22 protein-coding genes and 1 pseudogene are annotated in these 21,891 nt (G+C 71.6%); 10 read left to right on the top strand and 13 right to left on the bottom strand.

Translation table 11 applies throughout. The annotated features are described in order from the left end of the window. Positions 1–25 precede the first annotated feature (25 nt). The 4 genes and pseudogenes from BJ971_RS02090 to BJ971_RS02080 form a co-directional block, all read right to left on the bottom strand. A complete protein-coding gene (locus BJ971_RS02090; protein WP_184989148.1) occupies positions 26–766 on the bottom strand; it encodes a M50 family metallopeptidase in 741 nt (246 codons plus the stop codon). A gap of 43 nt (positions 767–809) precedes the next feature. Then, a complete protein-coding gene (locus BJ971_RS02085) occupies positions 810–1,028 on the bottom strand; it encodes a hypothetical protein (protein ID WP_184989146.1) in 219 nt (72 codons plus the stop codon). Positions 1,029–1,086: 58 nt separating this feature from the next. Then, the gene (locus BJ971_RS42755) at positions 1,087–1,851 is read right to left on the bottom strand and encodes a serine/threonine kinase C-terminal domain-containing protein (RefSeq protein WP_498368185.1); all 765 of its coding nucleotides are present in this window, start codon (positions 1,849–1,851) and stop codon (positions 1,087–1,089) included. 1,224 nt (positions 1,852–3,075) lie between these two features. Continuing rightward, a pseudogene (locus tag BJ971_RS02080) lies at positions 3,076–4,374 on the bottom strand (serine/threonine-protein kinase); the annotation flags it as partial. A gap of 101 nt (positions 4,375–4,475) precedes the next feature. Between BJ971_RS02080 and BJ971_RS02075 the strand changes: the two are divergent. The 6 genes from BJ971_RS02075 to BJ971_RS02050 all read left to right on the top strand — a co-directional run bounded on the left by BJ971_RS02075 (position 4,476) and on the right by BJ971_RS02050 (position 8,963). Further along, positions 4,476–4,673: an acyl-CoA carboxylase subunit epsilon gene (locus BJ971_RS02075; protein ID WP_184989143.1), complete on the top strand. Its 198-nt coding sequence runs from the start codon at positions 4,476–4,478 to the stop codon at positions 4,671–4,673. A gap of 107 nt (positions 4,674–4,780) precedes the next feature. Then, positions 4,781–5,191, top strand: a complete 411-nt coding sequence (locus BJ971_RS02070) for a hypothetical protein (RefSeq protein ID WP_184989141.1) — start codon at positions 4,781–4,783, stop codon at positions 5,189–5,191. Next, on the top strand, positions 5,191–6,534 hold the full coding sequence (locus BJ971_RS02065; protein ID WP_184989138.1) for a hypothetical protein: 1,344 nt from the start codon (positions 5,191–5,193) through the stop codon (positions 6,532–6,534). The genes BJ971_RS02070 and BJ971_RS02065 overlap by 1 nt, the downstream gene beginning before the upstream one ends. Further along, on the top strand, positions 6,531–7,643 hold the full coding sequence (gene mycP, locus BJ971_RS02060; protein ID WP_184989135.1) for a type VII secretion-associated serine protease mycosin: 1,113 nt from the start codon (positions 6,531–6,533) through the stop codon (positions 7,641–7,643). Before BJ971_RS02065 ends, mycP begins: the two co-directional genes overlap by 4 nt. Positions 7,644–7,680: 37 nt before the next feature. Next, the gene (locus tag BJ971_RS02055) at positions 7,681–8,313 is read left to right on the top strand and encodes a Maf family protein (RefSeq protein ID WP_184989133.1); all 633 of its coding nucleotides are present in this window, start codon (positions 7,681–7,683) and stop codon (positions 8,311–8,313) included. Further along, complete coding sequence (locus tag BJ971_RS02050) at positions 8,310–8,963, top strand: O-methyltransferase (RefSeq protein ID WP_184989130.1); 654 nt, start codon at positions 8,310–8,312, stop codon at positions 8,961–8,963. Before BJ971_RS02055 ends, BJ971_RS02050 begins: the two co-directional genes overlap by 4 nt. 4 nt (positions 8,964–8,967) lie before the next feature. Here the strand turns inward: BJ971_RS02050 and BJ971_RS02045 are convergent, their stop codons facing one another. The 3 genes from BJ971_RS02045 to BJ971_RS02035 all read right to left on the bottom strand — a co-directional run bounded on the left by BJ971_RS02045 (position 8,968) and on the right by BJ971_RS02035 (position 11,360). Beyond that, positions 8,968–9,723, bottom strand: a complete 756-nt coding sequence (locus BJ971_RS02045; RefSeq protein ID WP_184989127.1) for an ABC transporter permease — start codon at positions 9,721–9,723, stop codon at positions 8,968–8,970. 3 nt (positions 9,724–9,726) lie between these two features. After that, positions 9,727–10,677, bottom strand: a complete 951-nt coding sequence (locus BJ971_RS02040; protein ID WP_184989124.1) for an ATP-binding cassette domain-containing protein — start codon at positions 10,675–10,677, stop codon at positions 9,727–9,729. Positions 10,678–10,766: 89 nt separating this feature from the next. Further along, on the bottom strand, positions 10,767–11,360 hold the full coding sequence (locus BJ971_RS02035) for a PadR family transcriptional regulator (RefSeq protein WP_239087474.1): 594 nt from the start codon (positions 11,358–11,360) through the stop codon (positions 10,767–10,769). Between the two features lie 65 nt (positions 11,361–11,425). Here BJ971_RS02035 and BJ971_RS02030 point away from each other — a divergent pair, with 65 nt between their 5' ends. Then, positions 11,426–13,168 (top strand): acetyl/propionyl/methylcrotonyl-CoA carboxylase subunit alpha, encoded by a 1,743-nt coding sequence (locus BJ971_RS02030; protein WP_184989121.1) that lies wholly within the window; start codon positions 11,426–11,428, stop codon positions 13,166–13,168. A gap of 2 nt (positions 13,169–13,170) precedes the next feature. On the opposite strand, the gene BJ971_RS02025 is transcribed toward BJ971_RS02030, so the two are convergent. Next, positions 13,171–13,749, bottom strand: coding sequence for a TetR/AcrR family transcriptional regulator (locus tag BJ971_RS02025; protein ID WP_184989118.1), 579 nt, complete (start codon positions 13,747–13,749; stop codon positions 13,171–13,173). A gap of 77 nt (positions 13,750–13,826) precedes the next feature. Between BJ971_RS02025 and BJ971_RS02020 the strand changes: the two genes are divergently transcribed. Continuing rightward, positions 13,827–14,279 carry a DoxX family protein gene (locus tag BJ971_RS02020; RefSeq protein WP_184989115.1) on the top strand — a complete coding sequence of 151 codons (453 nt, stop codon included), beginning with the start codon at positions 13,827–13,829 and terminating at the stop codon, positions 14,277–14,279. Here BJ971_RS02020 and BJ971_RS02015 read toward each other — a convergent pair. The 3 genes from BJ971_RS02015 to BJ971_RS02005 form a co-directional block, all read right to left on the bottom strand. Further along, a complete protein-coding gene (locus BJ971_RS02015; protein WP_184989112.1) occupies positions 14,263–15,135 on the bottom strand; it encodes a transglutaminase family protein in 873 nt (290 codons plus the stop codon). The two genes, BJ971_RS02020 and BJ971_RS02015, sit on opposite strands and share 17 nt — an antisense overlap. Positions 15,136–15,208: 73 nt before the next feature. Further along, a complete protein-coding gene (locus BJ971_RS02010) occupies positions 15,209–16,144 on the bottom strand; it encodes an alpha-E domain-containing protein (protein WP_184989109.1) in 936 nt (311 codons plus the stop codon). Then, positions 16,138–17,721 carry a circularly permuted type 2 ATP-grasp protein gene (locus BJ971_RS02005; RefSeq protein ID WP_184989106.1) on the bottom strand — a complete coding sequence of 528 codons (1,584 nt, stop codon included), beginning with the start codon at positions 17,719–17,721 and terminating at the stop codon, positions 16,138–16,140. Before BJ971_RS02005 ends, BJ971_RS02010 begins: the two co-directional genes overlap by 7 nt. A gap of 469 nt (positions 17,722–18,190) precedes the next feature. Between BJ971_RS02005 and BJ971_RS02000 the strand changes: the two genes are divergently transcribed. Then, positions 18,191–18,907, top strand: a complete 717-nt coding sequence (locus tag BJ971_RS02000) for a DedA family protein (RefSeq protein WP_184989103.1) — start codon at positions 18,191–18,193, stop codon at positions 18,905–18,907. Positions 18,908–18,947: 40 nt separating this feature from the next. On the opposite strand, the gene BJ971_RS01995 is transcribed toward BJ971_RS02000, so the two are convergent. Then, positions 18,948–20,348: an NAD(P)H-quinone dehydrogenase gene (locus BJ971_RS01995; protein WP_184989099.1), complete on the bottom strand. Its 1,401-nt coding sequence runs from the start codon at positions 20,346–20,348 to the stop codon at positions 18,948–18,950. 107 nt (positions 20,349–20,455) lie between these two features. Between BJ971_RS01995 and BJ971_RS01990 the strand changes: the two genes are divergently transcribed. Further along, positions 20,456–20,917, top strand: a complete 462-nt coding sequence (locus BJ971_RS01990; protein WP_184989096.1) for a gamma-glutamylcyclotransferase — start codon at positions 20,456–20,458, stop codon at positions 20,915–20,917. Here the strand turns inward: BJ971_RS01990 and BJ971_RS01985 are convergent. Further along, on the bottom strand, positions 20,863–21,867 hold the full coding sequence (locus BJ971_RS01985; RefSeq protein WP_239087473.1) for a GNAT family N-acetyltransferase: 1,005 nt from the start codon (positions 21,865–21,867) through the stop codon (positions 20,863–20,865). The genes BJ971_RS01990 and BJ971_RS01985 overlap by 55 nt on opposite strands. Between the last annotated feature and the right edge of the window lie 24 nt (positions 21,868–21,891).

Below are 21,891 nucleotides of genomic sequence, written 5' to 3'. Positions count from 1 at the left end.
TCGCACCGAGCTCCTCGCTCTGAGCTCAGAGCGAGGAGCCGACCTCGGGGAGCCACTGGCCGGCCAGCATGAAGCCGCCGATCACCAGCGCGGCGAGGTCGACCGCGAGGAAGACGCCGACCCAGAAGATCGCCGGCACGTGGGTGATCCCGGCCAGCTGGTCCGCATCGGACTCCGGCATCCGGCCGCGGCCGCGCAGCTTCTGCAGCTCGAAGACCGGGCGCACGCCGCCGATCAGCAGGAACCACACGCCGACGTACGCGAAGGCCGCCTGTACCTGCGGCGACCCGTACCAGGAGACCGCGAAGACGATCGCGCCCGTGATCAGCACGGAGACCACGCCGAACACGTTGCGAATGTTGATCAGCATCAGCAGCAGCAGGACCACCGCCACCCAGAGCAGCAGCATGATCCGGTTGCCGCCGAGCAGCCAGGCGCCGCCCAGGCCGACAAGCGACGGCGTGATGTAGCCGGCCAGCAGGGTGAACATCATGCCCGGCCCGGTCGGCCGGCCCGCCGACAGCGTCAGCCCGGACGTATCGAACTCCAGCCGGATGCCGCGCAGCTTGCGCCCGGTGAGCAGCGCGACCAGCGCGTGACCACCCTCGTGGGCGATGGTTATCGCGTTGCGCGCGACCCGCCACAGCGGCCGGACCGAGACCACGACCAGCGCGACCACCGCCGTCACCAGTACGAGCAGGCCGGGCGGGTCCGGCTGGGCCCCGAACAGGGAGTCCCAGAGTTCACTTACCGAGTCGATCGACACAGCCCGGGAGCGTAGTCGATCTGCGCAGGTCTAGGCCAAGTCGCTAGGCGCGGCGGCGCAGGTCGGTGGCCCTCCGGGGTGGTGCCGTGCGGCGCTGCAACATCCAGACGCCGGCGACGCCCGCGCCAAGAAGCACCGTCGCGGCGACGACCAGCAGCACCGCAAGGGTGCCGACGGCCGCAACGACGAGCGCGATATCGGCGATCGCGACAAGCATCCACAGCGCGATCGTGGGCCTGCTGCCGTGTCGGCGAATCATCATGACCTCCATCCGTGGTGCCCGATGAGTACCCATTCATCGGTCACTCACACCCGGGCGGTCACGACTTCGGCTTGAACCCCTGGTAGATGAGCTGTAGATCCTTCAGCCCGGCCTCCCAGTCGCCGGGCGAGGTGTACCAGGAGATGCCGTACGCCTGCTTGCCCGCCTTGGTGATGACACCGCGCTTGACGGCGCGCTGCGCGTTGCCGCTCGACGTGGTGTACGTGAACTCCCAGTCGGCGGCCTTCACGAAGTAATCGACCGGCTCGATCCTGATCCGCTCGTAGTTGCGGTAGGACCGTCCGCGCCGGTCCTGCTCCTGGCCCTTCCAGTCGGCTACCGGATCCGGCTGCGGCTGATCGGTCTGGTCGATTATCAACAGCCGGTTGTCCTTGCGGAAGTAGACCTCGCTGCCCCGGCGGTCGATCGTGACGCCCTCCGGCACCGGCACGGAGAAGCCGGTGCTGTCGCTGTAGCGGTACCAGCCCTTCGGGATCGTGACGTCGCCGGGAGCCGGCGCCGCGGGCGAGCTCGGCGGCGCGGACGACGGCTGCCCGGTCGTGGCGGCCGGGGCCGCCGGCGCGGCCGAGGTGGCGGCGGTGGTCGGCTTGGTCGCGCTGGCGGCCGGCACGGCACCGGGCTTGCGGCCCTGGTCCTTGGCCCGCTCACCGTCGTCGCCGCCGAACGCGCGCGGGACCAGGACGACAAGGGTCAGCAGTACGGCGGCGAGCAGGCCGATCGCGATCACGGTCTGCCGGCGGGTGAGCGTGGTACCGAAGACCGTGATGCCGCGGGGGCCCGCGGACGGCGCGCGGAAGTTCATCGGCTGCCAGGCGGGACGGCTCGGCTGGCCGAAGCCCGGAATGCCCGGTACCGGGTCCGCGGCGCCCGACGGGGTGCCGGCCGCGGCGGGGGCCGGCGTGACTGCGGGAACCGCGCCGACCCGGGTCGCGGCCAGGGCGGACTTGCGCTCGGCCGCGGTCTTCTGCGGGCGCTTGGCGGTGCCGGAGCGCGGCTTCGGGGCGTCCGGGTCGGTGACCGGCTTGATGATGCGGGTGCGGTCCGGGCCGGCGGCGCCGCCTCTGGCGTCACCGGGCTTGGCCTCATCCGGCTTCGCCGCGTCGGTGCCACCCTCCGGGGCGCTACCGTCCGCGTCCTGGTCCGGCGTGCTGCCGTCCTGGTCCGGCGTGCTGCCGTCCTGGTCGGGCGTGGCGTCGCCGCTCTCGGCGTTCTCCGCCGTCGGCGGTGCGGGAACGGCCGTGCCGGCTTCGTCCGCCGTCTCGGCGGGTGCCGGCTGGTCCGCGACAGTCCCGGAGTCGTCCGCCGGGGCGGCCGCCGATGCCTTCGCGGTGCGGCCGCGCTTGCGCGAGGACTTGGTGGCCGGGGCGGTCTTCGCGGGTGCCTTCGCGGCTTCCGCTTCCTTCGCCTGCTCCGGCTCCGGCTCCGTCGCGGCCGGGTCGGGCGATGCTGCGCCCTCGACCGGCGTCGTGGCGGCGCCCGCGTCCTCGGCCGGCACCTCCTCGACCTGCGGTTCCGCGTCCGTCTTCGTCGTGGCCTCGTCCGCGGGCGCGGCGACGGCCGGCTCGGCCGTGCGCGCCTCGGAGGGCCGCGGGCCGAACGGCTGGCGGCTCTTCTTCGGCTCGGCGGTGCCCGAACCGCCGTCCGCCGGGTCGGCGACCGCAGTTTCCGGCTCATCCGTGCCGGTGGTCTCCGGCGCGGTCGCGTCCGGCGTCTCCGGCGCGGTCACGTCCGGCGTCTCCGGCGCGGTCGCGTCAGGCGTCTCCGGCGCGGTCACGTCCGGCGTGTCCACCGAGGTCGTGTTCGGCGTCTCCACCGAGGTCGCGCCCGGCGTCTCCACCGAGGTCGCCGCGTCCGCCGCGGCCGCCGCGGTCACGGCCTCCACGGCCGCCGAGCCGGACGCGGCCGGTGCGGAACCGGCGGCGTCGGAGACGACCGGGTCGCCAGGTGCGGCGGCGGTCGTCGCCGATGACGTCGCCGCGGGGCGGTCGGCCACCGTCGGCGCCGCCGACGAGGCCCTGGGTGCCGGCGGGGCGGGCTGCTGGGGCTCCGGCGGCGTGGCGGCGGCCGGTGCGCCCGTCCGGCCCGTGGAGCCCTTGCGGGCGACGGCGACCTCGTCGGCCGTGAACGACCCCGGTGCGGAGCCCGACCCGCGCATCGTCGCGTCCGGGGCGGTGCCATGCGCAGCCGACTTCGATGCCGGTGTTGGCGGGGACGATGCTGCACCCGTACGGGATCGGTCTAGGTTTTCGATCCGGGTGGCATCCAGCGCGGGCGGCTTCGGGGCCTCGGCCCGGGCCGGGGTGCCCCCGACCGATGCCTTGCCCGGCGTGAAGATCGGCGGACGGCCGCCACCGGCCGGGCTGACCGGCGGGCGCGGGCCCGGCACGACGGGCGCGGAGGCCGAGACGCCGGGCACGACCGGCGGGGCGAGGGTGGGCGCCGGGCGCTCGCGGCCCGCGCCCGGCCGGCGCATGGTCGGGCTCATCGGGAAGCTCAGCCTCGACCGGCGGCCGGTGGCGCGCAGCAGCAGCCGCTCGGCCTCCTCGGCGTTGATGCGGTGCGCGGGATCCTTGCGCAGCAGGCCGTTGAGCACCGGCTTGAGCGGCCCGGCGTTGCGGGCCGGCGGCGGGTTCTCGGTAGCGAGCGCGGCCAGCGTGGCGATCGCGGACGGCCGCGCGAACGGCGACGCGCCCTCGACGGCCGCGTAGAGCGTCGCGCCGAGCGACCACAGGTCGGCGCCGGGCCCGGCCGCGCCGTCCCGGGCCCGCTCGGGGGCGATGTAGGCTGGCGAACCCAGCACGAGGCCGGTCCGCGTCACGTTGGGGTCGCCCGGCACGGTGGCGAGCCCGAAGTCGGTGAGCACGACCCGGCCGTCCTCGCCGATGAGCACATTGCCCGGTTTCACGTCCCGGTGCACGACTCCGGCGCGGTGCGCGGCCCGCAGGGCGTTGAGCACGCCCAGCCCGATCTCGGCGGCCCGGACCGGGTTGAAGGGTCCGTCGGCGGCCAGAATGTCCTGCAACGAGCGGGACGGCACGTACTCCATGACGATCCACGGGTCGGCGTCGGTGCGCAGCACATCGAAGACGCGGACCACGTTGATGTTGTTGAGCCGGGCGATGGCGCGAGCCTCACGCAGCGAGCGCTCGCGCATCTCCCGCCGCTCCTCGGCCGTCAGCCCAGGCGGCGGGACCAGCTCCTTGATGGCGACCTCGCGGTGCAGGACGACGTCGGTCGCCCGCCAGACGCGACCCATCCCGCCCTGACCGAGCGGCGAAACGAGCCGGTAGCGGTCAGCGACAACAAGCGGGGGGGAAGTAGACATCACGCAGAAAATACCCGGTCATGTCGAGCCGCAGCGAATCGATCAGCCGAGTGTGGGACGCGTGTCACCGGGAACCACCCGAACCGTCGTATCCTTGATCAATGAATGAGGAACCGCTGGTCAAAGTCGTCCGGGGTGCACCGACCCCGGAGGAACTCGCGGCGCTGGTCTGCGTCGTGGCCCGCGGGCACACCGGCCCGGATTCACATTCCGGACGCCCGTCGATCTCCGCCTGGACCAGGAGCGCCCGCCCAGCCGCAGGCCGGACGTCGTGGCGGGAGTCGGCGCTACCCCGTTAGGCATCGACCGGCCTCGTTCGTCCACAGCCACTAACGGGGACTGCGAAGGCGGGCGACGACGGACTACTCTCGCGAGAGATTTCGCATTCTCGGGGGAGGCACCGGCGATGCCTGTGGACAGGGAGCCACCGTCGTGGATCGATGACTTCGGCTCGATCGAGACGGACATCCAGGCGATGGAGGAGTTCGCCGCGACCCTGGCCAACGAGGTCGCCACCGGTTACGAGCCCCACCTACAGCAGGTCGTCACGGCCATGCTGACCGAGCTACCGGCGGGAAGCGCCGACTTTCCCGAGCTGGGCGGCTTCCTCACCCGCCACCACGAGGTGCAGCAACAGACCTTCTCCAACGCGTTCAACTTCCGCGACGGCACACACCACTTCGCCACGGTCGCCAAGTCCATCAGCGACGAATACGGCACCACCGACGCCTACGCGCACGCGAAGGTGGCGGACGTGACCGACGCCTTCGCCGCCGCGAGTGATCCCCTGAGCGGCGAGACGAAGGTGGACGGCTGATGCTGATCGCTGACGGCGGTGGCGGCTACGGCGGCACGGACTGGATGTCGAAAGACGTTCGCTTCATGTGGTCGACGATCGCCAACCAGGACACCGGCCCGCACTACGACGTCGTCGAGGGCTGGCGCAAGACCGCCGACCTGACCCTCGCGCACCGCGCACAGGTCCAGATGTACCGCGACAACCTGGCCGCCGTCTGGCCGCCCTCGAAGAGCCCGGCCGCGGCCGCCTACATCGAGCGCCTCGACCAGTTGCTCGTGGACCTCCAGGCAACCCACGACGCCGCGTCCGCGAATTACACGACCTTCGCGACGGTGACGCTCACCCTGAGCCTGGCCCGGACGAAACTGAAGCCCATCCTCGACGAATACGAGGCGAACCGGCAGCTGGTCGTCGACTGGCAGGCAAAGCAGGACGAGGCAGCCGCGGTGACGGAGCCAAGGCCGACACCGGCGCCCGGTCCCCCGCCGGTGTCATCAGCGCGGCAGGAGCAACTGAACAACCAGGCCCGCGCCATCATGTACGACCTCAGCAGCACCTTGATCAGCGGAAACGCGGCCCTCCAGAAACCCAGGCATTACGACCCGGTAAGTATCTCGCGGGATGATCCACCCGACGGCGAGTCGAGCACCAACCCGGTACCTGGATTCGCCGTAGCACCAGTGATTCCCCCTCCCGGGGCGGGAAACGCCGGCGGCTCTGGACCGTCCGTCAGCCCGGTGTCGCACTCGACAACCGCTCCGGCCAGCCCGGTTCCCCCTGGTTCCAGCTTGGGCGGTGGGCTGGTTCTGGGCGGCGTCAACCCCACTGCCGTGGCTCCTCCCCCGACTTCGGGCTTTCCGCCCGGTCCGGGGCCCAGCCCTGCGCCGCCGATCGCGACTCCCGGCCCTATGCCCGGCCTCATCGCGCCGCCCGGCGGACCCGGACTGGTTCCCCCCAACGGCCTTCCCCCGGGGATATCGGTCAAGAACGGTATGGGCACTGGTCCCGCCAACCGCATGACCATGCCATCCGGCGGGGTCATCGGCGCGACTCCCGGCAGCGGAGTCATCGGACAGATGCCCGCGGGAAACACCGGTGGCCGGGCCGGGAGTGCGGCTCGGGTCAACCCGGTCGGCGGTGTCATCGGGCAGCAGGGCGGCCCGGCCGGTCGCGGCATGACTCCGAACGGCTCGCTGGTCAATCAATCCGGCAAGGGCCGCAGCCGACATGACGACCCCGAGTCGAAGCGATGGGATCCGGACAACCCGTGGGCAACCGAGGAGGGCGTCGAACCGGTGGTGCTTCCGCCAGGCGCTCCAGGCCCGGTCGACCCCGGACCCGCCATCGGCTTCCAGAGATGACCCGACGCTTCCTGGCAGTGGTTGCGGCGGCGCTGGCTGGGGCCAGCGCCGCTCTCTGTGGCACGCCGGCCCTTGGCGCCGATGCCGTAAGAGACAAGCAATGGCACCTCGAGTTCCTGGACGTCGCGGAGGCGCAGCGCACAAGCACCGGAAAGGGCGTGACCGTTGCGGTTATCGACTCGGGCGTGTCCGACCACCCGGACCTTTCCGGAACCGTTCTGAACGGCACCGACTTCCTCGAACGCGGCGGCAATGGGCGAACAGACCGGACTGGGCACGGCACCGGGATGGCTGGACTGATCGCAGCTCACGGCGGCGAGAAGACCGGCGCCCTGGGCATCGCGCCAGACGCCAAAATCCTCCCTATTCGGGTATTTGATAAGAAGCCGCAAAAAAATGCCAGAATTGGTGAGGCAATCACCTACGCAACAGAACACGGCGCAAAGGTCATCAACTTGTCCCTCGGCGGCGGCATCGACCCCGCAACCCTGTCAGCCGTGAAGGCGGCCCAGGACGCGGACGTCGTCATCATCGCGGCCGCCGGCAACAAGCCGGAGGATGTCGGCATTACAGCGCCGGCCTTCCTGGAAAGCATCGTCGCTGTCGGTGCGATCGACCGTTCCGGCAAGAAGGCGGCCGTCTCGGTTTCCGGAGCCGCGCTGGACCTGATGGCGCCGGGCGAGGACATCGAAAGCACCGGACGTAACGACGGCTACCGCTCCGGCACCGGCACTTCCGACGCCGCGGCCATCGTTTCCGGCGCGGCGGCACTTCTGCGCAGCAAGTATCCGGACATGACCGCGGAAGAGGTCGTGGCGCGGCTTGAATCCACCGCTATCGACAAGGGTAAGCCTGGCGTTGATGCCGACTACGGTCATGGCATTCTCGACCTTGTTGCCGCGCTCAGTGACAGCGCCGCTCCCTCCGCGAGCGCGAGCCCGTCGACCGCGCCGACGCCGACCCGGTCGGCCAGCGCCGCGGCATCCTCGGCGACCGAGCCCGCCGGCAGCACGACCCCGTTCATCGTCGGCGGTGTCGCTGTCGTGGTTGTCCTCGGCGGGTTGATTGCATTCCTGCTCGCGCGCCGCCGGCCGGGCGCCTCCCCCTGACCCGGCGCGAATAGCCGGACTTGTAGCGTTGTTCTTCGTGCAGACCGATTTTTCCCCGCGCCTGGTGCTCGCCTCAGCGAGCCCCGCGCGCCGGGCCCTCCTCAGCGCCGCCGGCATCGACGTGGAGGTCCTCGTCAGCGGCGTGGACGAGTCCACTGTTGAGGCCGCCGACGCCGCCGAACTCTGTCTCTCCCTGGCCCGGATGAAGGCGCGCGCCGTCGCCGCGACCCTTTCCGCCGATCCCGGTGTGCTCGTTCTCGGCTGCGACTCGGTGCTGGCCTTCGACGGGGAGATCCTCGGTAAGCCGCACACCCCCGCCGAGGCCGTCAAGCGGTGGTGTGCCATGCGCGGCCGCTCCGGCGTGCTGCACACCGGCCACCACCTGACCGATCTCACCACCGGCAAGCAGGCCGAGGACGTCGGAGCCACCGTCGTGCACTTCGCCGACCTCACCGACGGGGAGATCGAGGCCTACGTCGCGTCCGGCGAGCCGTTGCACGTCGCCGGCGCGTTCACCATCGACGGTAAGGGCGGCGCGTTCGTCGAGCGGATCGAGGGGGACGCCGGGAACGTCATCGGCCTGTCCCTGCCGCTGCTCCGCCGCCTGCTCATGACGTTCGGCGTAACGATTCCCCAGCTCTGGCGCACGAGCCGGAAAGAGGACGCATGACCTACAAAGGGCTCTCGCTCACCGCGGACCTGCACCAGTACCTGCTGAGCCACAGCACCCCGCCCGATGAGATCACCGCCGACCTCATCGCCGAGACCCGGGCCGTCCTGCCCGGGGACGCCGTCATGCAGGTCGCGCCGGAGCAGGCCGCCTTCCTGCGCCTGCTGACGGGCCTCATCGGCGTACGGAATGCGGTCGAGGTCGGCACCTTCACCGGGCTCTCCTCGCTCTCCATCGCCCGCGGGCTCGCCGACGGCGGGCGCCTGACCTGCTTCGACATCTCCGAGGAGTTCACCGGGATCGCCCGCCGGTACTGGAAGCGTGCCGGCGTCGACGACCGGATCGAGCTGCGGATCGGGCCGGCGGCCGAACGCCTGCGGGAGCTGCCCGCCGAGCCGCACCTCGATCTGGTCTTCGTCGACGCCGACAAGGGCGGCTACCCGGCGTACTGGAACGAGCTCGTTCCGAGGGTGCGGCCCGGCGGGGTCCTGCTGATCGACAACGTCCTGTGGTCCGGGGAGGTCGTTGATCCGCGGGATGAGAACGGCCGGGCCATCGCCGCCTTCAATGATCTGGCCCGCGACGACGACCGCGTCGAGCTGGTCATCCTGCCCATCGCGGACGGGCTGACGATGGCCCGGCGCCGGTAGTCCGTCAGCGCACGCTGCGGGCGAACAGCCTTGCCGCCCAGGTCAGCGCGAGCCCCGCGAGCACGGCCATGATGGCCAGGCCCTGCCACACCTCCGGCGCGGCCAGGTCGCCGATGAACAGCGCCCGCACGCCGCTGACCGCCCAGGAGAACGGGTTCCAGTCCGCGATGCCTTGCAGCCAGCCGGGTGCGAAGGTCAGCGGCAGCAGGATCCCGGAGAGCAGCAGGACGGGCTGGGCGACCGTGTTCATCATCGGCGCGAGCACGTCCTCGCTCTTGACCGCGAGCGCGACCCCGTAGGAGAGCGCCGAGGTCATCAGCGAGATCAGGGCCAGCATCAGGAACGCCAGCAGCAGGTAGCCGATGAACACGCGCAGGTCGAAGAGGAGCGCGAGCAGCGTGATGATGACCGCCTGCGCCAGCAGCGAGACGGTGTCGCGCAGCGACCGGCCGAGCAGCAGCGCGAACCGGCTGACCGGGGTGACCCGGGAGCGCTCGATCACGCCCGCCCGTAGCTCGGCGATCAGGCCGAAGCCCTGGAACAGCCCGCCGAAGATGGCCAGCAGGACCAGCAGGCCGGGCACGAAGATCTCGTACGCCTCGGCGTTGGAGCGCACGCCCAGCGCCGGCTTGAGCAGCGGGGCGAACAGCAGCAGGTACATCACCGGCTGAAAGACGCCGACCAGGATCCAGACCGGGTTGCGCAGCAGGAGCTGCATCTGCCGCTGGAAGATCAGTGAGGTGTCACGCAGCAGCTTCATGGCTCAGCTCTCCCGCAGGGATCGGCCGGTCTTGGTCAGGAACACGTCGTCGAGGCTGGGCCGGTGCAGCTCGATCGACTCCAGCGGCACGGACGCGGCGTCCAGCGCCCGAAGGATCAGCGGGATGGCAGTCGCGCCCTCGTCGACGTAAAGCCGCACGCTGTCGTCCTGTGTCTCCAGCTTGCTGACGAAGTCGGCCGAGCCGAGGGCCTCGGCGGCCCGCGTCGGTGACGGCACTCCGACGGTCACGATGTCGCCGGAGATCTCGCGCTTGAGCTCCGCCGGCGTGCCGGAGGCGACGATCTCGCCGTTGTCCATGATGGAGATGCGGTCGCAGAGCGCGTCCGCCTCGTCCAGGTAGTGCGTGGTGATGAAGACGGTCATGCCCTCGTCGCGCAGCCGGCGGACCTCGTCCCACATGTGCGCCCGGCTCTGCGGGTCGAGGCCGGTGGTCGGTTCGTCGAGGAAGACCACCTTCGGCTCGTGGATGATGCCGAGCGCGATGTCGACCCGGCGGCGCTGGCCGCCGGAGTACGTCTTGCACCTGCGGTCGGCGTACTCGCTGAGCTGGAAGCCATCCAGCACGCGCGCGGCGCGGGCCAGCGCGTCGGACTTCGAGACGCCGTAGAGGCGGGCCTGCAACACCAGTTCCTCGCGGGCGGTCGAGTCGTCCCAGGTGCTGCCGCCCTGCGCGACGTAGCCGATCCGGCGGCGGACCTCGCCGGGGTTCTTGCGCAGGTCGGCGCCGGCGATGACGGCGTCGCCGCCGTCCGGCTCGACGAGCGTGGCGAGCATGCGCAGCGTCGTGGTCTTGCCGGCGCCGTTCGGCCCGAGGAAGCCGAAGATCTCGCCCTCGTCCACCGACAGGTCGACGCCGCGGACGGCCTCGACGATCTTCTTCTCCCGACCCTGACGGGAGGTGAAGGACTTCCTCAGTCCCCGTGTTTCGATCATGGTGCTCCCCAGTCCCGGGCGGACGGATGCCCGCCACCGGTCGTGAGGCAGCGTAGGACTTGTCGATGCGACTAGTCAAACTTGATTAATCAGAGGTCTTGCCATCCCGATGGCGCCGGGTCCTTCACCCCGACAGGCAGATACGACTCGCCCGACTCGATGAGCCCCGCGATCCGCCCGCACCAGCGGATCTCCGCCTCCGAGCGCTCCATGGAGAGCTCCCACATCCACGTCACGAAGGTCGGCTTGGAGCGCGCCCAGTCGGCGCCGATCGCGGCCCGGAGCTGCTCGTTCCCGGCGCCCAGCTGCGCCGCCCGGTTCCGCAGCGCCGCGGCGGCCTCCGCGCGCGGCATGGCCGGCAGGAACGAGAACGCGGCCATGAACGGATCCGGCGGCGTCGCGATCGACCACCAGTTGCCGCGCAGCAGCGCGGTGAACTCCTCGGCGCCCTTCTCGGTGATCTCGTACGTGGTCCGGGCCGGGCGCGAGCCGACCTGCTCGGTGGCCACCTCGCGCAGCAACTCCTCGTCGGCGAGTTTGCGCAGGGCGTGGTAGATCGAGCCGGGCTGGATGTTGGCCCATTTGTCGGCACTCCAGCTGAGCAGCTCGCGGCGCACGTCGTAGCCGTGCACGGGCTGCATCCACTGGACCAGGCCGAGGATCATCATGCGGGTCGCCGACATATCTCACAGCCTAATAGGCAAACTTGACTGAGAATTTTGCCGGTACCTGACGATAGGCTCACCCCGTGCGCAAGGTATTGATCGCCAATCGCGGCGAGATCGCCGTCCGAGTCATCCGAGCCTGCAAGGACGCGGGCCTGGCCAGCGTGGCCGTCTACGCGGACGCCGATCGCGACGGCATGCCCGCCCGGCTCGCCGACGAGGCGTTCGCCCTGGACGGTGAGACCGCGGCGGAGACCTACCTGCGCTTCGACAAGCTCCTGGACGTCGCCGCCCGCAGCGGCGCCGACGCCGTGCACCCCGGCTACGGCTTCCTGTCGGAGAACGCCGACTTCGCTCAGGCCGTACTGGATGCGGGCCTGACCTGGATCGGCCCGACGCCGGCCGCGATCCGCGACCTGGGTGACAAGGTCACCGCCCGGCACATCGCACAGCGCGCGGGCGCCCCGCTGGTGCCGGGCACGGCCGAGCCGGTCCGGAACGCCGAGGAGATCGTCGCGTTCGCGGTCGAGCACGGCCTGCCCGTCGCGATCAAGGCGGCGTTCGGCGGCGGCGGCCGCGGCCTCAAGGTCGCCCGGACGCTGGGCGAGATCCCCTCGCTCTTCGAGTCCGCGACGCGCGAGGCGGTCGCGGCCTTCGGCCGCGGCGAGTGCTTCGTCGAGCGCTACCTGGACCGGCCCCGGCACGTGGAGGCCCAGGTCCTGGCGGACACGCACGGCAACGTGATCGTCGTCGGCACCCGCGACTGCTCCCTGCAACGCCGCCACCAGAAGCTCGTCGAGGAGGCGCCGGCGCCGTTCCTCAGCGAGGACCAGCGCACCCGCATCCACTCGAGCGCCAAGGCCATCTGCCGCGAGGCGGGCTACCACGGCGCCGGCACGGTCGAATACCTGGTCGGCCAGGACGGCACCATCTCGTTCCTCGAGGTCAACACGCGGCTACAGGTCGAGCACCCGGTCAGCGAGGAGACCGCGGGCGTCGACCTGGTCCGCGAGCAGTTCCGCATCGCCGACGGCGGCGTGCTCGCGCTGACCGAGGACCCGGCGCCGCGCGGCCACTCGATCGAGTTCCGGATCAACGGCGAGGACGCGGGCCGCGGCTTCCTGCCGGCCCCAGGCCAGGTCACTGACCTGACCTGGCCGAGCGGGCCGGGCGTGCGGGTGGACACCGGCGTCGAGACGGGCAGCGTCATCGGCGGCAACTTCGACTCGCTGCTCGCAAAGATCATCGTGACCGGCGCCGACCGCACCGAGGCTCTCGAACGCGCCCGCCGCGTCCTGGACGAGACGGTCATCGAGGGCATGGCGACGGTCCTGCCGTTCCACCGCCTCGTCGTGCGCGACCCGGCGTTCATCGACTTCACCGTCCACACCCGCTGGATCGAGACCGAATGGCAGGGCGGCGTCGAACCCTTCGCGCCGGCCGCGGCGGCCGCCGCAGAGGCGCCGGACCGCGAGACCGTCGTGGTCGAGGTCGCCGGCAAGCGCCTGGAGGTGCGCCTACCGGCAAACCTCATTTCCGGTACGCGCACAGTCGGCCCAGCCCGCCCTCAGCCCCGCCGTTCGGGGTCCGTAAAGCAGGCGGCGGGCGCCAGTGCGGCCGCGCTGGCGGCTCCCATGCAGGGCACGATCGTCAAGGTCGCGGTTCAGGACGGCGACCTGGTCGCCGAGGGCGACGTGATCGTGGTCGTCGAGGCGATGAAGATGGAGCAGCCGCTCCAGGCGCACCGATCCGGCACGGTCTCGGGCCTGTCGGTTGAGGCCGGCGCCACGGTCACCGCCGGCGCCGTGATCTGCGAGATCTCCTGAGCCTAGGCACCGTGGTTCAGCCGGCGCAGGACGGCGCGGGCCGCCTCGTCCGGCGTCTCAGAGGTTTGCGGTAGCGAGCCGCTGAGCCACAGCGTCGCGAAGCCGTGCGCAAGCGACCACGCGGCCAGCCCGGCCTCCCGCACCCCCGGCCCGTCGGCGCCGGCCCGGCCGTCCGGCAGGTCCGCGACCCCGGCGTAGAGCGCGTCGCCGGCCCGTTCCCGCGCGGCGGCCAGGGCGGCGTCGTCGGCGTGGTAGAGGTCCGGCCGCCACATCACCTCGAAGTGCGCCCGGTGCGTCGTCGCGTACCGGACGTAGGTGACGCCCAGTTCCAGGAAGCTTCCGGTCGTCGCGCGGGTCTCGGCCAGCGCCGCCGCGAGCTGAGTGAAGCCCTCCGCCGCCAGCGCCGTGAGCAGGCCGGGCTTGTCTCCGAAGTGGTGGGTCGGCGCCGCGTGCGAGACGCCGGCCCGGCGGGCCAGGTCGCGCAGGCTCAGCGCCGCCGGCCCGCTCTCGGCGATCGCCTCAGCCGCCGCGTCGAGCAGGGCCCGGCGCAGGTCGCCGTGGTGGTACCGCTCCTTCGCCATGTGGCCAGCATATCTTTCCATTGACAAGATAGCGATCCGAGGCGCATCTTGTCAGTGACAAGTTTGGAGGACCCCAGATGGCACCCCTGATCACCCTCGTCGGCGGCACCGGCCTCGCCCGCCTGCTCGGACTGCTCGGCGTCGACGCCCTGGACGGATGGCTGCCCGCCCTACGCACCGGGCTCGCCCTGATGTTCGTGCTGACCGGGCTCGCGCACTTCGGGCTCGGCCGCCGCGCGGACCTGATCGCCATGGTTCCGCCCCGGCTGCCCCGCCCGGACCTGCTGGTCACGGCGACGGGCGTGCTGGAGCTCGCCGGCGCGGCCGGCCTGCTGCTGCCGACCACCTACCGGCTCGCGGCGGCGTGCCTCGCGCTGCTGATGGTGGTCATGTTCCCGGCCAACGTCCACGCGGCCCGGCACCGGGTCACGCTCGGCGGGAAGCCGGCCACCCCGCTGCCCCTGCGCACCGCGGTGCAGCTCCTCTACATCGGTGCGGCGCTGACGATCGCACTCAGCGCAGCCGGGTGATCGTCACCTCGACGCCCTGGCCCGTACTCTGCGGGCCCGCGTAGACGCCCTTGAGCGGCGGCACGTCGCCGTACTCGCGGCCCCGGCCGACCACGACGTGCCGCTCGCCGACCGGCACGCCGTTCGTCGGGTCGAAGGCCGTCCAGCGGCCGACCCACCACTCGACCCAGGCGTGGCTCTGGCCCACCACGCTGTCGCCGATCGCCGCCGCCGGCGACGGGTGCAGGTAGCCCGACACGTACCGGGCCGGCAGACCCATCTCCCGCAGCAGACCGACCGTCAGGTGGCTGATGTCCTGGCAGACGCCCTTGCGCTGCGCCCACGCGTGCAACGCGTCGCTCTGCACGCCGGTCGCGCCCGGCTGGTAGGCGACCTCGCCACGGACGAACTCGCAGACGGCCAGCGCCGCGGCGTGCGGCGTGCCGTGCGCGCCCCGGATATCCGCCGCGATCCCGGCGAGCTCGGCGTCCAGGACCGTCCGCTTCGACGCGACCAGCAGTTCGTACCAGCGGTCCACGTTCTCCGGCATCTCGAGCTCGTCCCAGGCGGCGCCCTCGCCCTGCTCGATCAGGTCGCCCGGCGGCAGGGTCTCCACCGTGGACGTCGCCGTCACGGTCAGCGCCTCGTGCTTCGCGTGCACGTCGAACGCCGTGACGACCGTGCCCCAGTAGTCCTCGTAGCGATAGGTGCGCGCCGGCGGCCACACCTCCACGCGCGCATCCAGCACCGCCTGGTGACTCTCGTTACGCGGCCACATCCGCGCCTCGTTGTAGGACGACGACACCGGCCCGGCATAGTCGAACCCACTCTTGTGCTGAATCTTCAGCCGCCAGCTATCCACCAACGGCCCGCTCATGCCGTCCCCTCCGCTGGCGCTTCGGCGACGACATGAGTTTCAACCTGAGCCGATGATTCGCTCGCAAGCTCGCTCATGCCGCTCCTCGCACCCAATTGACCGCCGTAGTCTGGCGGAAATAGCGGCGGGACACCGCCTCGTTCACCTGGGAGCAGGTCTTCTCCAGGCTGGCCAGCACCGGTGACAGGTCGTCGATCAGCTCGTCCGCGCCGCGGAACTCCAGGTTGGTGCGGGCCCGGCCGACGATCCGCTGCGCGTCCGTCGCCACGCCCGCGCGGCCCGGGTCCGGCTCCAGGTCGGTCAGGCAGGACTCGGCCGTCGAGAGTGCCGCGAAGACCGAGCGGGGAAAGAGCCGGTCCAGCAGCAGGAACTCCGCCGCGTGGCGATCATCCAGGGAGCCACGGTACGTGCGCAGGAACGTCTCCCACGCCCCGCTGGAACGCAGCAGCGTCAGCCAGGACGGAATGCTCCCGCCGGCCCGTTCGTGCGTACGCAGCAGCCGGGCCGTCATGTCCACCCGCTCGACGTTGCGGCCCAGCACCAGGAACAGCCAGCCCTCGTCGCGGCTCATGGTGGCGTCGGTCAGCCCCGCCATCACCGCACACCGCTCGCGCACCCAGCGAAAGAACGAGTGCACACCCTGCTGCTCCACCCGGCGCCGGGCGTTGGGCAGGCCGTGCCAGGTCGAGTTGAGGCACTCCCACATCTCCGAGGAGACCGTCTCGCGGGCGCCGCGGGCGTTCTCCCGCGCCGCCGCCAGCGCGCCGACCACCGAGCTCGGGCTGCGCTCGTCGAGGCCGAGCAGGCCGACCACCCGGGCGGAGGTGAACGGCTGGTCCTCGATCGGCATGCCCATGACCGCGAGCAGCGAGCGGCAGGCCTGATCCTCGCTCGTCCACGGGTCGGCCAGGATGCGCTGGAGGTGCACGTCGAGGATGCGGGCGGTGTCCTCGGCCCGCTCGACGTACCGGCCGATCCAGTAGAGCGACTCGGCGATCCGGCTCAGCACCGCGGCCCTCCCTGCTGTTGCTGCTGTTGTTGCTGTTGCTGCGACTCGCCAATGCCGGCGCCGGGGCCCGGGTCCGGGCTGCCGGCCGCGGGCGGCCGTGCCGGTTCGGCGGGCGGGTGCGGCACCTGGAACGGCGACGGGTCGTCGGCGTCGGCGAGCACCCAGGTGTCCTTGGAGCCGCCGCCCTGGCTGGAGTTCACGACCAGGGCACCCTCCGGCAGCGCGACCCGGGTCAGGCCGCCGGGCAGCACCCAGATCCGGTCGCCGTCGTTGACCGCGAACGGCCGCAGGTCGACGTGGCGCCCGCGCAACCGGTTGCCGATCAGCGTCGGCACCATGGAGAGCTTCACCTCGCGCTGGGCGATCCAGCCACGCGGATCGGCCACGATCTTCGCGGTCACCGCGGCGAGCTCCGCCTCGGTGGCCTGCGAGCCGATCACGATGCCCGCGCCGCCGGCGCCGTCGACCGGCTTGAGCACCAGCTCGCCCACGCGCGGCAGCACGTGGTCCAGCACGCCGGGCTCGTCCAGCCGGTAGGTGTCCACGTTGGGCAGCAGCGGCTCCTCGTCGAGGTAGTACCGGATGAGATCCGGCACGTACGTGTAGAGGAGCTTGTCGTCGGCGACGCCGTTGCCGACCGCGTTGGCGATGGTGACCCGGCCCGCGCGGGCCGCGTTGAGCAGCCCGGCCACGCCGATCACCGAGTCGGCCCGGAAGTGCACCGGGTCAAGGAAATCGTCGTCGATGCGCCGGTAGATGACGTCGACCCGCTGCTCGCCCGCGGTCGTGCGCATCGCCACCTGGTTGCCGACGCAGACCAGGTCGCGGCCCTCGACCAGCTCGACGCCCATCTCGCGGGCGATCAGCGCATGCTCGAAGTACGCCGAGTTGTATACGCCGGGGCTGAGCACCACGACGGTCGGATTGCCGATGCCGACCGGCGCGGCGGCCCGCAGCGCGCGCAGCAGCATCGCCGGATAGGCCTCGACTGGACGGATCTTGGTGGCGGCGAAGACCTCCGGCAGCACCTGGGCCATCGCCCGGCGGTTCTCCATGACGTAGCTGACGCCGGACGGTATCCGCACGTTGTCCTCGAGCACCCGGAACCTGCCCTGCTCGTCCCGGATCAGGTCGACGCCGGCGACGTGGATCCGGACGCCGTTCGGCGGGTTGATGCCCGCCGCGGCACGCAGGAAGTGTGCGCTGGTGGCGATGATGCGCCGGGGCACGACGCCGTCCGCGAGGACCTGGCCGGCGCCGTACACGTCGGCGAGGAAGGCCTCCAGGGCGCGGATCCGCTGCGCGACGCCCAGCTCGACCTTGCGCCACTCGGCGGCGGCGATGATCCGCGGCACGATGTCCAGCGGGAAGGGCCGCTCGACGCCCTTGAGCGCGAACGTGATGCCCTGGTCCAGGAACGCCCGTGCCAGCACCTCGGCCCGAACGCCCAGCTCAGCGCTCGACAGCGGTTGCAGCGTCGCGTGCAGGGCCTCGTAGGTCTCCCGAGGCATGCCGAGCTCGCCGAACATCTCGTCCCAGCCGGGGCCGAGGCGGTACTCCTCGAAAAGATCCGCCATGGCCTGACACTACGGGCGACTCGTTGCGCGCGGGTAACACCGGTCACGGCCTTTTCACGGCGCAACAGAGCGATCGGTACAACAGCGCGATCGGTGCAGCAGCGCGATCAGGCGCCGGCATGAGGCGGGCCGCCGGTACGGGACCTACCGACGGCCCGGGCGCTACACACCCGGCACGAGGCCGGGCGGGCGCCGCTCGCCCGAGACACCGGGAACGGGGGACCCGGCGTATCGGGGACTGGCCCCCACGGTACGCGTGCGCGGCCCCCATCAGAAGCGCCCGATCCGGGTCTACACCGTCGGGGATCGCCGTTGCCCGCATAAAGGCCAACGGCGGGATCGTTCAACACGTACCGTGTCGGGCATCACCGTTACCTGGGCCTGATCAGAGCGCATCCTGGACTCAGCTCATTCTCAGGGGCGCACAGGGACAATGCCGTGTGCGTGACAGCCGCGAGGTGGCCGACCGATGACCGATTTGTTGACCGTAGTGGCGACACCGGCGTGGGCCTACCTTGCTCTTTTCGGGTTCCTGGCGATCGACGCGATGATCCCGGTCGTGCCGATCCAGGCCATCATGATCACGTCCGGCGCGCTCACCGTCTACGGCAACCTGAGCCTGCCGCTGGTCATCGCGGTCGGCGCGCTGGGCATGTTCACCGGCGACTCCATCGCCTTCGTGCTGGGCCGCACGGCGGGCCAGACGGGCGGCCACTGGTTCAGCGGGCGCCTGACCGCCCTGCGGCAGCGCTTCGCGCCCAGGAACGAGCAGGTCGAGAAGCCGGACTCGAAGACCAAGCGCGCGGCCGTGCGGTTCACCCGCGGCCTGCGCCGGCCCGGCCCGCTGGTGATCCTGCTCTGCCGCTTCGTTCCCGGCGGGCGGATGGCGGCCGGCTACAACGCCGGGCGCAGCGGCTACCCGATCAAGCTCTGGGTGATCTACGACGGTGCCGCGGCGCTGGGCTGGGCCACGTACGGCGGCCTGGTCGGGCACGTCGGCGGCACCGCGGTGACCCAGTCGGCCTGGCGCCTGTTCTCCATCGCCGCCACGGCGGCGGTCATCTTCGGCACCGCGGGCTGGATCCTGGCGCTGTTCGGCGGGCGTAAGGAGGCCGAGGCCCTGCGCCTCGCCGACGAGTCCGGCGGCGAGGCGACCGACGACCACCCGGCCGGCGCCCGCAGCTGAGGCCCCGGATCCGCGGCGCGGATCCGGGACCACCGGGCCGCTACTGAATGTCGTGCAGCATCAGCTGCCGGGCCGCCTCGGCGATGGAACCGGAGAGCGACGGGTAGATGGTGATCGTGTGGGCCAGCTGGTCCACGGTGAGGTTGTTCTCGATCGCCATCGTTATCGGCAGGATCAGCTCGCTCGCCTTCGGCGCGACGACCACGCCGCCGACGATCTGGCCCGTGGCCGGGCGGCAGAAGAGCTTGACGAAACCGTCGTGCAGGCCGGCCATCTTCGCCCGGGCGTTGCCGGTCAGCGGCAGCATCACCTGGCGGGCGGGCACCTTGCCGGCGTCGACGTCGTTCTGTGAGACGCCGACGGTGGCCAGCTCCGGGTCGGTGAAGACGTTCGCGGAGACCGTGCGCAGCCGCAGCGGCGCCACGGCCTCGCCCATCGCGTGCCAGATAGCGATCCGGCCCTGCATGGCGGCGACGCTGGCCAGCGGCAGCACGCCGGTGCAGTCGCCGGCCGCGTAGATGCCCGGCACGTTGGTGCGCGACACCCGGTCGACGGTCACGTAGCCGCCGCTCGCCACGTCGACGCCGTACTCGCGCAGGCCCAGGTCGGCCGTGTTGGGCACCGCGCCGACGGCCATCAGGGCGTGCGAGCCCTCGACCGTGCGGCCGTCGGAGAGCGTCACCAGCACCCCGTCGCCCGTGTTGACCACCGAGTCGGCCCGGGACTGGTTGAGGATCGTCATGCCGCGCTCGCGGAAGACCCGTTCGATGGCCATCGCGGCGTCGGCGTCCTCGTGCGGCATGACCCGCTCGCGGCTCGACACCAGCGTGACCTTGATCCCCATGGCCAGGTAGGCGCTGGCGAACTCGGCGCCGGTGACGCCCGAACCGATCACCACCAGGTGCGAGGGCAGCTCGTCCAGGTCGTAGACCTGCCGCCAGTCGAGGATGCGCACACCGTCGGGCACCGCCGTCGGCAGGACCCGCGGGGTCGCACCGGTCGCGATCAGCACGGTCGCCGCGTCCACGGCGTACCCCGCGCGACCCACGGGAGTGATCAGGACCTGGTGGGTGTGACCGAGAGTGTCCTCCCCGAGCCGCGCACGGCCCGTGACGACGTCCACGCCCGCCTTGATCAGCTTGGCCTGGATGTCGCCGGACTGCGCCAGCGCGAGCTGCTTGACCCGGTCGTTGACGGCCTTCGCGTCGACCGTCACGCCGGACAGGCCCGCCGAGCGGATACCGAACCGCTCGTTGTGGCGGTAGCCGGTCACCACCTCCGAGCTGGCGATGAAGGTCTTCGAGGGGACGCAGTCGGAGAGCACGCACGCGCCGCCGGCCCCGTCGGCCTCGACGAGGGTGACGTCCGCGTCGAGTTGTGCGGCGACCAGCGCCGCCTCGTACCCGCCCGGCCCACCGCCGATGATCACGATCCGGCTCACGATACTCCGACCTCCATTGCTAAGTTTTGTCGCTTTCGTACCTCTGATGTGCCGACACGCACGCCTCGTATTCTCCACTACCGCCCGTCCGGGCTATCGTCATCGCCGTGGGTCACTACGCCGCGTACGGCTCAAACCTCGATCCGGCCCGTATGCGGGCCTACTGCCCGCACTCGCCCATGGTCGGGGTCGGGTGGGTGGAGGGCTGGCGCCTGACCTTCGCCGGCGAGGGCGACATGGGCTGGGAGGGCGCGGTCACCACGATCGTGGAGTCGCCCGGCGACCGGGTCTTCGTCTCGCTCTACGACGTGCACCCGTGGGACGCCGCGCAGCTCGACGAGGTCGAGGGCGTGACCGCCGGCGCCTACCAGAAGCTCACCGTGCGTGTCTCCACGCTCGAGGGCGAGTTCAGCGCCTGGGTCTACGTCTTCGACGGCTACGAGGGCGGCATGCCGACCGCCTGGTACCTGTCCGAGATCGCGAACGCGGCCGAGAAGGCCGGCGCGCCGGACGACTACGTCGCCGAGCTGCGGGGCCGCCCGACCCGGACGTCGTCGCCCGAGGTCTGAACGGTCCGCTGGTAGATGTTCGCCTGGTACATCGGGCGCATACCTACCGCGCGGTAGAGCCGCGCGGCCCGCGTCGGATTCGCCAGGTCGACGCCGAGGCCGGCCGTCGCGCGGCCCTTGGCCGCATAGGCCGCGAAGGCCCGGCGCAGGAGCGCCTCACCGACACCCCGCCGACGGTACGGCCGCAGCACCGCCAGCGACCGCACCCAGCCCGCGTTCTCCTCGGCGCCGGAGTCGGACGACTGGAGCACGCCGGCCCACTCGCCGTCGGCCTCGCCGACGAACCACTCGTCCCAGGCGATGCTCGACTCGGCCGCGCACCGGCTCCGCCAGGTCTCGTAGTCCGTCTCCCGGTGGTCGCTGTCGCGGAACGCCTCCTCGATGGTGGCGTGGAACCGGCGCAGCTCGGCCTCGTCGTCGTGGCGCAGCGGCCGGACCGTGACGCCCGGCGCCGGCTCCGGCGCCGTGACCGGCGCGCCCGTCAGCGACATGATCATGCGTGCGTGCTGCTTGAGGAAGCCGAACCCGGCCTCGGTCAGCGCCGCGATCCACTCCGTCTCGGTGGGTATCGCACCCGCCCGGACCGTGTACACGTCGTGTCCGAACTCCCGGCCGCGCTCCACCACCCGCTCCAGCAGCAGGCCCAGCAGCCACCGCAGGGCCGGCTCGCCGCGCCCCGGCCACGCGTACACCTCGATGAACTCGCGGTCGTCGCCCGTGGCGTTGCCGGGGTAGGCCCAGCCCACGATCTCTCCGGCGGCGTCCAGCGCCACCCAGCAGTCCCGGGACGGGTCGGTGTGCGGCGCGGTGAGCGCCTCCCGCACCTCCTCGGCCGTGAAGTCGGGCTCGCCGACGGCCGCGATGTCGCTCGCGTGCGCGAGCCGCAGGATCTCGGGCACGTCCGCCGGCGTGGGGCGGCGGGTGCGCCAGCCCGCAGGCAGTCCGGTCACCCGGAAATCTGAGCACATAACGGC

This window comes from Amorphoplanes digitatis (assembly GCF_014205335.1).
GTDB lineage: Bacteria > Actinomycetota > Actinomycetes > Mycobacteriales > Micromonosporaceae > Actinoplanes > Actinoplanes digitatus.
Note: the sequence above shows the minus strand (reverse complement) of the source record. Positions and strands in the feature narration are given on the sequence as shown.